The organism is Roseovarius sp. MBR-78, assembly GCF_040547535.1.
GTDB lineage: Bacteria > Pseudomonadota > Alphaproteobacteria > Rhodobacterales > Rhodobacteraceae > Roseovarius.
Genome location: NZ_JBEPPX010000006.1, coordinates 1 through 12,473, shown reverse-complemented (window position 1 = coordinate 12,473; position 12,473 = coordinate 1). Strand labels below are relative to the sequence as shown.

Genomic DNA, 12,473 nt, shown 5'->3' with positions numbered 1-12,473 from the left:
GGGCACGACATGGTCAGCAACTTTCACCTGCCCCCCACCGGTTTCGGCCCCGGATCGCAGCCGCCGGGCGAGGAGGGCGAGGCGCTCGAATACCTGCCGATGCCGCAGGACATGCGCGCCTATTCCCCGCATCTGCCCGAGGTCGAGGTGGATGAGACGCTTGCCCCCGCGCTCGATCTCTTGCGCGACATTGCCCATGCCGCCGAGGCCTGCGGGCAGGACGGGGTCAACCGGCGGTTCGATCTGGCGGGGCTCGATGCCGCCAATCGCGCGCTCATTGCCGAGACGATGGGCGCGGGCGAGGTGGCGGTGAAAATCCACGACATCCCGGCGATTGCCGTGCAGGAAAGCGTCTTTGCCGGGGTCTGGGGGCTGAAGGGCGCGGGCGTGGACGCCATCGAGGTGGGGCCTGTGCCCGCGCAGGCGCTGGCCCGTGCCTTTGCGCCGCGCCGGGCAGGGGAGCAGGTGCCGCGCCGGGCAGGGGAGCAGGTGCCGCGCAACGCGCAGGTGGTGAACGCGCCGCCGCTTCTGGTGGAGTTGCAGGACAAATCGGCGCAATTCGCGCCGGGTGGCGCGGCGCATGTCGTCAACCTGACGCTGCTGCCCCATACCGAGGCCGATCTGGACTGGCTCGATGCGGCGCTCGGCCAGGGATCGGTCGATATCCTGTCGCGCGGCTATGGCAATTGCCGGATCACCGCCACCGCGCTCAATCATGTCTGGCGGGTGCGGTTCTACAATTCGATGGATGTGCTTATCCTCGACACGTTCGAGGTGACGGCAATGCCCGAGGTGGCGCTGGCCGCCCCCGAAGACCTGACCGACAGCGGCGGTCGGATTCTCGAAGTTCTGGAGGCGATCCGATGAGCGGGTTCGAGGGGTCCTATCTGGGGGCCAATGACAGGATCAGCCCGCAGGCGGTGATGGAATGCAAGATTTGCTGGACGCCCTATGATCCGGCAGAGGGCGATGACACCCGGCAGATCGACCCCGGAACGCCGTTTGCGGCGCTGCCCGAGGACTGGAAATGCCCCAATTGCGACGCGCCGAAAGAGCAATTCCTTGTGAATGACGACCCCGGCAGCGGGGCCTTGGCCGAGGCCGCGATGATCGGGGCGAGGACACAGGCGCTGGTCACGGATTTCACCGAGGTCTGGCATGGCAAGATGCGCGACCTGCCGATGGTCAACGCGCTGCTGCATGTGCAGGCGGTGGGGTTTCAACTGCACGAGGGGCGGCCTTTGGGCGTGCTGATTTCGCCTTGGTTCATGAACCTTGTTATGCTTCCGGCGGAGGGCGAGGATTGGTCAGCCCTCGTGCCCGGTGCAAAGGAGGTGATCGGCTTTGCCTCGGGCGAGTATGAATTCATCCATAACGTGCGCGAGACGGTGGGCGGCTACAAGGCGTGCTCGCTGTTCTCGCCGATGGGCGAGTTTCGCACGCAGGCGCAGGCGGTCGATGTGGCGCGCGCGGTGATGGTGGCGCTCTTTCAGGACGAACACCGCGCCGGGACCGACCGCGCCGCCGATATTCGCGCCGCGCGCGAGGCCGAGATGGCGGCGCTGGAGGCCCCCGACGAGGCCTTGCCCGAGGCCCCGACCCGGCGGCAGGTGATTTCCGCCGGGTTGGCAGGCGAGGGTTAGGGCGATGCTGGACCACGACCGGGATGTGAACGGCTTGCGCGCGGTGCCGGCAGCACCCGTGCCGCTGGCGCACCTGGTCGAGGGGCGCGGCGTGGAGGAGGTGGCAGAGCTTGTGCCGCGCCTGTTCAACCTGTGCCGGGAGGCGCAGACGGTGGCGCTGCGCATGGCGCTGGGCTTGCCGGTCGCGGACCACGCGGCGCTCGGGGCCGAGATCGCGCGCGACCATGCGTTGAAGCTGAACGTGATCTGGCCGCTGCGGTTGGGCCTGCCCGCGCGGGCGGGGCGAGGGGCGGATGTGCTGGGCAGTGCTTTTCCCGGCGATGCAGAAGCGTTCGCGCGCTATGTGCAGGGCGAGGCGGGGATCGGGCCACTCTTGCGCGCAGTGGCGGCGCGGTTCGGGCCGGGCGAGGGGGTTTGTGGCGTTTTGCCCGCGGTCACGCCCGACAGTATTCTTGCCGTGACCGCGCAGGAGAATTCCATCGCCGCGCGGCATCTGGATCACCCGGTGATGCGCCATGTCGAGGCGCAATACGGGCGCGGGCCGCTCTGGCGGGTGGTGGCGCGGGCGATTGACCTGGAGGCGGCGGTGCATGGGCGTTTGCCCAGCCCCCGCCTGACCGCCGAGGGCGTCGCGGTGGTGCCCGCCGCGCGCGGGCTTTACGCGGTGCGGGCCAAGGTGGGGCAGGGCCGTGTCATCCGCCTTGAGCGGATGACCCCCACCGATCACCTGCTGGCCCCCGGCGGCATCATGGCACAGGCGCTTACCAGCCTGCCGTGCGCCAGACATGCTCTGGCGGGGCTCATGGTCGATCTGCTCGATCCCTGCACGCCGGTCACGCTGGAGGGGCGCGCGCATGCATGAAATGTCGCTGGCCGAGGGCATCCGTCGGGTGATCGAGGATCAGGCCCGCGCGCACGGGTTCGCGCGGGTCACGGTGCTGCGGGTCGAGATCGGGCGCTTTGCCTGCGTCGAGAAACCGGCGCTGGAATTCGCCTTTGACGTGGTGATGCGCGGGAGTGTGGCCGAGGGGGCGCGGCTGGAGATGATCGACCTGCCCGGTCGGGCGATGTGTTACGATTGCATGGCCGAGGTCGAGATTGCCGAGCGGCTTGACCCTTGCCCCGATTGTGGTGGCGGGCGGTTGATGCCGGTGACGGGCGATGAAATGCGGATCAAGGATATGGAGGTGATCTGATGTGCAATGTATGCGGATGCGGGACGGGATCGGTCGAGGGGCATGGTCACGACCACGACCATCACCACGCTCATCACCACGATCACGGTGGTGGTCATGGCGGCGATCTGCATTTCGGCCACGGCGCGGCGGGGGTCGAGGTGGCGGGGATGTCGCAGGCGCGGCTGATCGAGATCGAGACCGATATCCTGTCGAAGAACGACCGCCATGCCGCCGCCAATCGGGCGCGGCTGGCGGCGCTTGGCACCTTCGCGATCAACCTCGTCTCGTCACCGGGATCGGGCAAGACCACGCTTTTGTGCCGGACCATCGAGGCGCTGGGCGCGCAGCCGCTGGCGGTGATCGAGGGCGATCAGCAGACCGCCAACGATGCCGACCGCATCCGCGCCACCGGCGCGCAGGCGGTGCAGGTCAATACCGGCAAGGGCTGTCATCTGGATGGGCATATGGTGGGCCATGCGATGGACCATCTCGATATCGCGCCCGCCTCGCTGCTCTTTATCGAGAACGTCGGCAACCTGGTCTGCCCCGCCGCTTTTGATCTGGGCGAGGATTGCAAGGTGGCGATCCTGAGCGTGACCGAGGGCGAGGACAAGCCGTTGAAATATCCCGACATGTTCACCGCCTCGCGGCTGGCGCTCCTCAACAAGGTCGATCTCGCGCCCTATTGCGATGTCGATCTGGACCTCATCGAGGCCAACCTGCGCCGCGTCAATCCGGGGCTGGAGGTGATCCGCGTCTCGGCCAGGACCGGCGAGGGGATGGAAAGCTGGCTGAACTGGCTGCAAGGATCGCGGCTGCGCAAATCCGCCCGCGCGGTGGCGGAATAGGCGATGGCCGAGACGCTGCCCACCCTTCTCTTGGTCGATGACGAGGCGCATTCGCTCAACGCCATGCGCATGGCGCTGGAGGATGAGTTCGACTGCCTGACCGCGCCGGATGCCGGGGCGGCGGCGCGGCTGATGGAAGAGCATGACGTTCAGGTGATCTTTTGCGATCAGCGGATGCCGGGGCGCAGCGGTGTCGAGTTTCTCACCGAGATGCGCGACCGATGGCCCGAGGCGGTGCGCATCATCATCACCGGCTTTACCGAAACCAATGACATGATTGCGGCGATCAACGAGGCGGGGATCTATCAGTTCGTGACCAAGCCCTGGCATCCCGATCACCTGCTGATGACCGCCAAGAACGCCGCCGACCTGTTTCGCCTCAACCGCGAACATGCGCGGATGTCGCTGGAAATGCGCTATCTGGCGCGCAATGTCGAAACCCGGCTGGAAGAGCAGCGCCGCGCGCTGCGCGAGGGGCTGGGGTTCGAAAATGTGTTGCGTGCCTCCAACTCGCCGCTGAACGCGGTGATCGCGCAGGCGCGGCAATATGCCAGTTTCGATGTGCCGGTGTTGCTCACCGGTGAGGCGGGCACCGGCAAGGCGGCGCTGGCGCGGGCGATGCATTACGGCTCCTTGCGCGCCGACCGGCCGTTTCAGGAGATCGACTGCACCGGGGTCGATGACGATATCCTTGAAATCGAGCTTTTCGGCGCGCGGCGGGGGGCTGTCGCGGGGCTTCAGACCGCCAAGATAGGGCTGGTGCAAAAGGCGGATCGGGGCACGCTTTTTCTCAACGGTCTGGCGGGGCTGAGCCCGCGGATGCAGCTTGCGCTGTTGCGGGTGGCGCGGGATGGCGCGTTTCGCCCGCTGGGCGGGCACGAGATGCAACGGGTCGATCTGCGCCTGTTGGGCGGGGCGGACCGCGATTTGCGCGCCGAGGTGGCCGAGGGGCGGTTTCGCGCCGATCTTTACCATGCGCTGGCGCGGACCACGCTGGAGGTGCCGCCGCTGCGCGCGCGGCCGGGCGATCTGGGGGTGCTGGCGCAGAGCCTGCTGCTGGAGGCGGCAGCAGCGCATGGCAAGCCGGTGCATGGCCTGTCGGAGGATGCGATCCGGTTCCTGGCGGGTTATGACTGGCCCGGCAACCTGCGCGAGCTGGAAAACGAGGTCACGCGGATGCTGATCTTTTCGCAGGATGCGGTGCTGGGGCCGGAGCTTATCTCGCGCCATATCCTGCAGGCGGTGCCGGGCGAACGCTGCGATCCGGCGCTGGATGCGGTGCTGACGGGGCGCGGCCCGCTCAAGGACCGGGTGGAAGAGGTCGAGGCGCGTATCCTGCGCGAGACCCTGACCCGGCTGAAATGGAACAAGAGCCGCGCGGCGGAGGAGCTTGGCCTGAGCCGGGTGGGGCTGCGCGCCAAGATCGACCGCTACGGCATCGACGCGCCGGGCAGGCAAAGCCAAACAGAGGAGGAGTAACCATGTGTCTGGGCATACCGGGCCGCATCGTCGCGGTGACAAACCATGAGCGGATGATGGCGATGGCCGAGGTCTCGGGCGTGCGCCGCGAGGTCAGCATCGCCTGCATCGCGCAGGGGCCGCTTGAGGATCTCGTGGGGCAATGGGCGCTGATCCACGTGGGCTTTGCCATGGCGGTGATCGACGAGGACGAGGCCGCCAAGACGCTAGAGGCGCTGCGCGGTCTGGGCGAGGCGCAGGAAACGCTTGAGGCGATGGCGGCGGGTGATGCCGCATTGGAGGGGCAGCCATGAAATATGCAGATGAATTCCGCGACCCCAAGGCCGCGCGCGCCCTGCTGGAGCGTATTGCGGCGGTGACCGCCGAGATCGGCGCTACGGCGGAAAACCCCACGCGGATCATGGAGATTTGCGGCGGCCATACCCATGCGATCTTTCGCTATGGGCTCGACAAGCTGGTGCCCGAGGGGATCGAGTTCATCCACGGCCCCGGCTGCCCGGTCTGCGTGCTGCCGATGGCGCGGGTGGATGAATGCGTGGAACTGGCCGAGGATCCGCGCGTCATCTTTACCACCTTCGGCGATGCGATGCGGGTGCCCGGAAGCCGCAAGAGCCTGCTTCAGGCCAAGGCCGATGGCGCTGATATCCGCATGGTCTATTCGCCGCTCGACGCGCTGGAAATCGCCCGGCGCAACCCCGCGCGCGAGGTGGTGTTTTTCGGTCTGGGGTTTGAGACCACGACCCCCTCGACGGCGCTGTCGATCCAGCAAGCGGCGCGCGAGGGGCTGGAAAATTTCAGCGTGTTCTGCAACCACATCACCGTGCCACCCCCCATCAAGGCGCTGCTCGATGACCCTTATATGCGGCTTGATGGCTTTGTCGGGCCGGGGCATGTGTCGATGGTGATCGGCATTCACCCTTATGATTTCATCGCCCGCGATTATGGCAAGCCGATCGTGGTGGCCGGGTTCGAGCCGCTCGATCTCTTGCAATCGGTGCTGATGGTGCTGGACCAGATCCGAGACGGGCGCGCCGAGGTGGAAAACCAGTATGCCCGCGTGGTGCCCGAGCATGGCAACCCGGTGAGCCTCGCCGCGATTGCCGATGTCTACACGCCGCGCCCCTCGTTCGAATGGCGCGGCCTGGGCGAGATCGACGCCAGCGGCCTGTGCATCCGCCCCGCCTATGCCGCCTATGACGCCGAGGTGAAAATCGGGATCGGCTACGGGGCGGGCAGCCGCAATGTGCCCGAGCCCGAGGGCTGCGCCTGCGGGGCGGTGATGACCGGGCGGATCAAGCCGGTCGCGTGCCCGCAATTCGGGCGCGGCTGCACGCCCGAGATGCCCCTGGGCGCGCTGATGGTCAGCTCGGAAGGGGCCTGTGCGGCCTATTACCAATATGGTGGCGCGCGGGCCGAGGCGGGGTAGGGGGCGCTGCCCCCGCGCCTTTGGCACCCCCCGGAGTATTTATGGAAAGATGATGACATGAGTTTGAGGGATACACGGGTCACGCTCGCGCATGGCGGTGGCGGCACGGCGATGCGCGATCTGATCGAGGAGGTGTTTACCTCCGTCTTCGCCCCCGAGTTGATGGAGGATCAGGCGCGGCTGATGGAGGCGGAGTTGCAGGTGCCGGGCGCGCGGCTCGCATTTACCACCGACAGTTTCGTGGTCGATCCGGTCGAGTTTCCGGGCGGCGATATCGGCAAGATCGCGGTCTGCGGCACGGTCAACGATCTGGTGGTGGGTGGCGCGCGGCCGCTCTGGCTGTCGGCGGCGTTCATCATCGAGGAGGGCACCGAGGTGGCGCTGTTGCGGCGCATCGTGGCCTCGATGCAGGCCGAGGCTGAGGCGGCGGGCGTGCGGATCGTGACCGGCGATACCAAGGTGGTCGGGCGCGGCATGGCCGACAAGGTATTCGTGACCACCGCAGGCGTGGGCGTGATCCCGCCGGGGCGCGATTTGCAGGCCGGGAATATCCGCGAGGGGGATGTGGTCATCGTCAACGGCGTGCTGGGCGATCACGGCGCGGCGATCCTGTCGGCGCGTGGCGATATGGCGTTGTCGCTGGATATCGTCTCGGATTGTCAGGGCTTGGGGCATCTGATGGAGGCGGTGCTGCGCGCCGCACCCGGCACCCGCGCCGCGCGGGATGCGACGCGGGGCGGGGTGTCCTCGGTGCTCAACGAATTGGCGGGGGCCGCAGGGCTTGGCATTGACATCGAAGAGGCCGCCGTGCCGCTGCGCAGCGAAGTCAGGGGCGTGTGCGAGATCCTCGGGCTGGACCCGCTTTACCTGGCGAATGAGGGGACCATGGTTGTGGTCGTGCCTGAGGATGAGGCCGAGGCGGCGCTTGCCGCGATGCGCGCACGGCCAGAGGGGCGCGCGGCGGTCGTGATCGGGCGGGTCACGGCGCGTCCGGGGGGACGGGTGGTCATGCGCACGCTGTTCGGCGGCGAACGCATCGTGGATATGCTGGTGGGCGAGCAATTGCCCCGCATATGCTAGAGCATGTTGCTCAAAAGTGGGAACCGGTTTTGAGCTTCTCGAACATGCTAAATCAATAAGTTAGAGCGTAGCGCGTGAATGCGAATGAACGCGACACGCTCTAGGCGCAAAACACGAGACTTGATCTGGCATTCCCGCTCTTGCCGGATATCATCCCGAGCACGAAGGGCCGCACGCGGACAGCCATCGTGAACAGGGCCCCGCAAATTTCCCCGAGGCCGAACCGGGTGAAAAGAGGCGGGGCGAGGGGCACGCCTGCTGGCGGTGTCAATAGCCCGCAAGTGAGGCGCACCGGGCGGTTGCACCCATGCGCCGCACGGGCGCGGGCATGAAAAGACCCGCCGCGCGTTGCGCGACGGGCCAGGCCCCATCCTTGCGGGGGATCGTGGTGTTACCTCGTTATGATTTCCGGCCCCATGAAGGTGTTGGGCAGGATGGTCGATATCCACGGGACGTAAGTTACGATGATAAGGAACACGAAGAGCACCGCAAGGAACGGCAGCGCCGCGCGCACCACCGCCATCATCGGCATCCCCGCCACGCCCGAGGTGACGAAGAGGTTGAGCCCGACAGGCGGCGTGATCATGCCGATTTCCATGTTGACCACCATGATGATGCCAAGGTGAATCGGGTCGATCCCCAGCTCCATCGCGATGGGAAACACCAGCGGTGCCACGATCACCAGAAGGCCCGACGGCTCCATGAATTGCCCGCCGATGAGCAGGATCACGTTGACCACGATGAGGAACATCACCGGGCCGAACCCCGCCGACAGCATCGCGTTGGCGATGGATTGCGGGATCTGCTCGTCGGTCAGCACATGTTTGAGGATGAGCGCGTTGGCGATCACGAAGAGGAGCGTGACGGTGAGCTTGCCCGCCTCGAAGAGCGTGCGCTTGGTGTCGGGGTGCACGAAGGCCGTGACCACCGCCCAGGGCTTGCGCAAGAGGCTCGTGTTGGCCCCCGCGCCGCTCGTGGCGAGCGGTCCCATGTCGCGGTAGATGAAGCAGGCGATGAAGAAGGAATAGACCGCTGCCACCGCCGCCGCCTCTGTCGGCGTGAAGATGCCGCCATAGATACCGCCCAGGATGATGACGATGAGAAACAGGCCCCAGCCCGCCTCGCGCCCCGAGGCCCAGATCTCGCCCCAGCCCTTCCATTCGCCCTTGGGCAGGTTGCGCACGCGGGCGATGACATAAATCGTCGTCATCAGCATGAAGCCCGCCAAGAGCCCCGGAATGACACCGGCAAGAAACATCCGCCCTACCGACACGTCGACCGACGCCGCATAGACCACCATCACGATCGACGGCGGGATGAGGATGCCCAACGTGCCCGCGTTACAGATGACGCCTGCGGCGAATTCCTTGGTATAGCCGACCTGCCGCATTCCCGCGATCACGATCGTGCCGATGGCCACCACGGTGGCGGGCGACGAGCCCGACAGCGCGGCGAACATCATGCAGGCAAACACCCCCGCGATGGCGAGCCCACCGGGCAGGTGCCCGACGCAGGCGATGGAAAAGCGGATGATCCGCTGTGCCACGCCGCCCGTCGTCATGAAGGCCGAGGCGAGGATGAAGAACGGGATCGCGAGCAGGGTGTAATGGCCCACGAAGGCCTCGAGCAGGGTGCCTGCCACCGAGGCCAGCGAGCTTTCGGAATAGATCAGCAGGAAGATCGTCGAGCTGAGCCCGAGCGACACCGCGATGGGCACGCCGATGAGCAGCAGGCCCACCACCATGGAGAAGAGAAACAGAACGTCCATCAGCGATTTCCTTTCGCGGCATCCTGCGCGGCGCTATGTTGCGCGGCCTCTTGCGCGTGGCCCGTGCGGATCTCGTCAAGCTCGTCCTCGACCTCGTGGCTGGCCACCAGCCGATCCACCTCGCCGCGCCAGACCGCCACCGCGACCTGTGCAAAGCGCAGCACCAGCAACAGCGCCGCCAGCGGCAGGATCGTGTAGGGCACGGCCTTGGGCAGTTTCTCGTAGCTTTCGCCGTAGTTTATGATATCTTCGAGAAAGCGGAACACGCCCACCATCGGCACGTCCTGCACCTCGTAAAAGCTTTGGCTGCGGGCCTCGAAATCAAACCCGGTCGGGATCCAGCGCCCCGAGGTGGGCGGCAGATCGACGAACACGGCCCAGTAATCGTAGCTGCCCTTGAGCAGCAGGAGCGAGAACAGCAGGCAGGCCGCGACCGAGATGAGCGCGAGGATGCGGCGGGTCGGCGGGGCGGTCAGGTTGAGGACCGCGTCCACGCCGAGATGGGCGTGTTTCTTGACCGCGTAGGACGCCCCCAAGAGTACCAGCCAGCCGAACATGAACACCGTAAGCTCAAGCGCCCAGAGGATATTCGAATTAAAGATGTAACGCGCGATGACGTTGGAAAAGGTCACGACCGTCATCAGCCCGAGAAGGACGGCGATGGCCGTTTCCTCGATCTGGTCGATCAGCCCGGTCTTGTGCTGCATCGTCCCGGTTCCCGTGTGTTATGGATGAGGGGGGCGGGCGTGACGCCCGCCGAGGAGCCAAGGCGCGCGCAGGCGCGCCCTGGCGGGGTCGCGATCAGGAGGCGGAATTCGAGGCGACGGCGGCCTCGATATTTTCCGCGCCCACGTCACCCTTGAACTTGTCCCAGACGGGTTTCATCGTCTCGACCCATTTGGCGCGCTGCTCGGGCGTCAGTTGACGCACCACGCCACCGGCGGCGATGACGGCCTGCTTGGCCTCTTCGTTCACCTTGGAGGATTCGGCGTTGCGGGTCTTGGTGACCTCGTCCACGATGGTCAGGAATTGCTCGCGCACATCGGCGTCAAGGCTGTTGAGCCAATCCACGTTGGTCACCAGAAGATAGTCGATAATGCCGTGATTGGTCTCGGTGATGCCGTCCTGCACCTCGAAGAACTTCTTGCCGTAGATGTTGGACCAGGTATTTTCCTGCCCGTCCACAACGCCCTGTTGCAGCGCGCCGTAGACCTCGGAAAAGGCCATTTTCTGCGGGCTGCCGCCTATGGCCTCCATCTGCGCCACGAGCACATCCGAGGATTGCACGCGGAACTTGAGGCCGTTGGCATCCGAAGGCTCGATCAGCGGCACATTGGCCGACATCTGCTTCATGCCGTTATGCCAGTAGGCCAGCCCCTGAAGGCCGCGGCGCTGCATCGAATCGAGCAGCGCCTGGCCGGTATCCGAGCCCTGGAACCGGTCCACCGCGTGCACGTCCGAGAACAGGAACGGCAGGTCGAAGAGGCGGAACTTCTTGGTGAATTTCTCGAATTTCGACAGGCTCGGCGCGGCGAGCTGCACATCGCCCTGAAGCATCGCCTCAAGCACCTTGTCGTCATTGTAGAGCGTGGAGTTGGGGTAGACCTCCATGCACATGGTGCCGTTCATTTCCTCGTTGACGCGGGTTTCCAGCAGCGAGGCGGCGATGCCCTTGGGGTGTTTGTCGGTATTGGTGACGTGGCTGAACTTGACGACGATCTCGCCCTCGTCACACGCGGCCATCGCAGAGCCTGCAAAGGCGGTAAGCGCCAGTGCCGATACGGCAGCGGTCATGAATTTCATCGGTGTCTCCTCCCATTTTGAGACGTTGCACTCAGCACCCGGTAAGGATGCGGCGCGCCGATGGTGCGGCAAAGCGCGGAGCGGCTCAAGCATTTGTGCATGGCCGCTATGCGTTTGGGGAATTTCCTTTGATGCCGGGGGTTTGCCGGGCGCTCTGGCAGCGGTGCATCGCGGGTGGGCGGCAAGCTGTGCGGTTTTCCGCACAGGGTGCACGGGCGTTGTGCGGAAATCCGCACGGATCAAGGGGCAGCGCAATTTCAGGAAAACGTGACAGGGTTTTGCGATTCGAAATTGTGGCAACTCAATCGTTTTAGGGAATTGCCCTAGCCTTTTTTCTTCCTTCTGCCCGACATGCCTAGGGGCGGTCTGAGACTTTGCAGCCCTAAAGGGAATCACTCGCAGGTTTTGCCGGAAAACGGTTGTGCGGCCTGAAAACGATCCGTGTCGCCTTGGTCGGAACGGAGTTTGCCCACCGTTGAGAGTAGATGAACACCATGACCTGATTCTTGACCAAATGATGCAAATCTGTAAGCCTATTTGTTGGACGTATAATCGAAATTCGCGGGTTTTTAAAATGTAATCAGAGCCTAAAATGAACGCATATAAGAGGATCTTGGGTTTGATCAAAAATGGGGTTTAGATGAATGAGGCCGATTCGCTCAATTCTGGTAGTTCTAACACTAGCGGCCTGCACCGCAACTGCCTCTCTCTCCACCGACCGTGAAGCTTGCGCCGCAGCCACCACGAAAGAGGCGCGCTATCTCAACCCGGCAGGCTTGTCTGGAGGCTTACTGCCTTGGGGTCCTTGCGTCGGCGCGATATACGATGGAGTGATGAATGATTTGGCTGACCCTCGTCGCGGTTCTTTAACGTTTGAAGACATATCTGCTGGCCAGCCCACACGTATCGCGGTCCGTGGGAACGAAGTCTTGAGTGTTGAGCGGCTGGAAGGAGTTAAGTGACACGATGTCAAAGTTCGTCAATTCAAACTTGGTCGCGCCTCAGAAAGCAATTGGTTCGCCTCTACGTAATCAACACCTAGTGGTCGCTATCGTAAGATGTTGCGCAATGAGCCAGCCTGCCATGCTGCACAATACGGCGCGGCAGGGGGTGCAATGGCTTAGACCTGCCATTCGCAGTTTATCCCCCCGCGCGGAATCAAGCAACCGTCTCAGGACGGCGGGTTTGGTTGCCATGGCGTGTCGCGCTTGAGGACGGTGTTGGCGAGGAGGATGAGCTTTCTGGCGG

Annotated in this window: 12 protein-coding genes; 9 read left to right on the top strand and 3 right to left on the bottom strand. The window is 64.8% G+C overall.

The features are described 5' to 3' along the window. The first annotated feature begins 9 nt into the window (after positions 1 to 9). From ABIE58_RS06215 to hypE, 9 genes are read left to right on the top strand one after another with little or no spacing between them, the layout of a single operon-like run. On the top strand, positions 10 to 867 hold the full coding sequence (locus ABIE58_RS06215) for a hydrogenase expression/formation protein (protein WP_354543838.1): 858 nt from the start codon (positions 10 to 12) through the stop codon (positions 865 to 867). After that, positions 864 to 1,643 (top strand): [NiFe]-hydrogenase assembly chaperone HybE, encoded by a 780-nt coding sequence (gene hybE / locus ABIE58_RS06210; RefSeq protein ID WP_354543837.1) that lies wholly within the window; start codon positions 864 to 866, stop codon positions 1,641 to 1,643. Before ABIE58_RS06215 ends, hybE begins: the two co-directional genes overlap by 4 nt. Positions 1,644 to 1,647: 4 nt before the next feature. Further along, positions 1,648 to 2,505, top strand: coding sequence for a hypothetical protein (locus ABIE58_RS06205; protein ID WP_354543836.1), 858 nt, complete (start codon positions 1,648 to 1,650; stop codon positions 2,503 to 2,505). Next, positions 2,498 to 2,839, top strand: a complete 342-nt coding sequence (gene hypA, locus ABIE58_RS06200) for a hydrogenase maturation nickel metallochaperone HypA (protein WP_354543835.1) — start codon at positions 2,498 to 2,500, stop codon at positions 2,837 to 2,839. The genes ABIE58_RS06205 and hypA overlap by 8 nt, the downstream gene beginning before the upstream one ends. Further along, positions 2,839 to 3,669, top strand: coding sequence for a hydrogenase nickel incorporation protein HypB (gene hypB, locus ABIE58_RS06195; RefSeq protein WP_354543834.1), 831 nt, complete (start codon positions 2,839 to 2,841; stop codon positions 3,667 to 3,669). The genes hypA and hypB overlap by 1 nt, the downstream gene beginning before the upstream one ends. Before the next feature lie 3 nt (positions 3,670 to 3,672). Further along, positions 3,673 to 5,148 (top strand): sigma-54-dependent transcriptional regulator, encoded by a 1,476-nt coding sequence (locus ABIE58_RS06190; protein ID WP_354543833.1) that lies wholly within the window; start codon positions 3,673 to 3,675, stop codon positions 5,146 to 5,148. Between the two features lie 2 nt (positions 5,149 to 5,150). After that, complete coding sequence (locus ABIE58_RS06185; protein WP_354543832.1) at positions 5,151 to 5,441, top strand: HypC/HybG/HupF family hydrogenase formation chaperone; 291 nt, start codon at positions 5,151 to 5,153, stop codon at positions 5,439 to 5,441. Then, a complete protein-coding gene (gene hypD / locus ABIE58_RS06180) occupies positions 5,438 to 6,574 on the top strand; it encodes a hydrogenase formation protein HypD (RefSeq protein ID WP_354543830.1) in 1,137 nt (378 codons plus the stop codon). The genes ABIE58_RS06185 and hypD overlap by 4 nt, the downstream gene beginning before the upstream one ends. Before the next feature lie 57 nt (positions 6,575 to 6,631). Then, complete coding sequence (gene hypE, locus ABIE58_RS06175; RefSeq protein WP_354543829.1) at positions 6,632 to 7,654, top strand: hydrogenase expression/formation protein HypE; 1,023 nt, start codon at positions 6,632 to 6,634, stop codon at positions 7,652 to 7,654. A gap of 391 nt (positions 7,655 to 8,045) precedes the next feature. Here hypE and ABIE58_RS06170 read toward each other — a convergent pair whose 3' ends face one another. The 3 genes from ABIE58_RS06170 to ABIE58_RS06160 all read right to left on the bottom strand — a co-directional run bounded on the left by ABIE58_RS06170 (position 8,046) and on the right by ABIE58_RS06160 (position 11,225). Next, the gene (locus tag ABIE58_RS06170) at positions 8,046 to 9,422 is read right to left on the bottom strand and encodes a TRAP transporter large permease (RefSeq protein WP_354543828.1); all 1,377 of its coding nucleotides are present in this window, start codon (positions 9,420 to 9,422) and stop codon (positions 8,046 to 8,048) included. Beyond that, positions 9,422 to 10,129, bottom strand: a complete 708-nt coding sequence (locus ABIE58_RS06165; protein ID WP_354543827.1) for a TRAP transporter small permease — start codon at positions 10,127 to 10,129, stop codon at positions 9,422 to 9,424. The genes ABIE58_RS06170 and ABIE58_RS06165 overlap by 1 nt, the downstream gene beginning before the upstream one ends. Before the next feature lie 94 nt (positions 10,130 to 10,223). Continuing rightward, complete coding sequence (locus tag ABIE58_RS06160; protein ID WP_354543826.1) at positions 10,224 to 11,225, bottom strand: DctP family TRAP transporter solute-binding subunit; 1,002 nt, start codon at positions 11,223 to 11,225, stop codon at positions 10,224 to 10,226. Between the last annotated feature and the right edge of the window lie 1,248 nt (positions 11,226 to 12,473).

What these genes read in the sequence shown, in the direction of transcription:
- ABIE58_RS06215 (WP_354543838.1), top strand. Translation starts at nt 10, where the DNA reads ATGGTCAGCAACTTTCACCTGCCCCCCACCGGTTTCGGCCCCGGATCG.
- hybE (WP_354543837.1), top strand. Translation starts at nt 864, where the DNA reads ATGAGCGGGTTCGAGGGGTCCTATCTGGGGGCCAATGACAGGATCAGC.
- ABIE58_RS06205 (WP_354543836.1), top strand. Translation starts at nt 1,648, where the DNA reads ATGCTGGACCACGACCGGGATGTGAACGGCTTGCGCGCGGTGCCGGCA.
- hypA (WP_354543835.1), top strand. Translation starts at nt 2,498, where the DNA reads ATGCATGAAATGTCGCTGGCCGAGGGCATCCGTCGGGTGATCGAGGAT.
- hypB (WP_354543834.1), top strand. Translation starts at nt 2,839, where the DNA reads ATGTGCAATGTATGCGGATGCGGGACGGGATCGGTCGAGGGGCATGGT.
- ABIE58_RS06190 (WP_354543833.1), top strand. Translation starts at nt 3,673, where the DNA reads ATGGCCGAGACGCTGCCCACCCTTCTCTTGGTCGATGACGAGGCGCAT.
- ABIE58_RS06185 (WP_354543832.1), top strand. Translation starts at nt 5,151, where the DNA reads ATGTGTCTGGGCATACCGGGCCGCATCGTCGCGGTGACAAACCATGAG.
- hypD (WP_354543830.1), top strand. Translation starts at nt 5,438, where the DNA reads ATGAAATATGCAGATGAATTCCGCGACCCCAAGGCCGCGCGCGCCCTG.
- hypE (WP_354543829.1), top strand. Translation starts at nt 6,632, where the DNA reads ATGAGTTTGAGGGATACACGGGTCACGCTCGCGCATGGCGGTGGCGGC.
- ABIE58_RS06170 (WP_354543828.1), bottom strand. Translation starts at nt 9,422, where the DNA reads ATGGACGTTCTGTTTCTCTTCTCCATGGTGGTGGGCCTGCTGCTCATC.
- ABIE58_RS06165 (WP_354543827.1), bottom strand. Translation starts at nt 10,129, where the DNA reads ATGCAGCACAAGACCGGGCTGATCGACCAGATCGAGGAAACGGCCATC.
- ABIE58_RS06160 (WP_354543826.1), bottom strand. Translation starts at nt 11,225, where the DNA reads ATGAAATTCATGACCGCTGCCGTATCGGCACTGGCGCTTACCGCCTTT.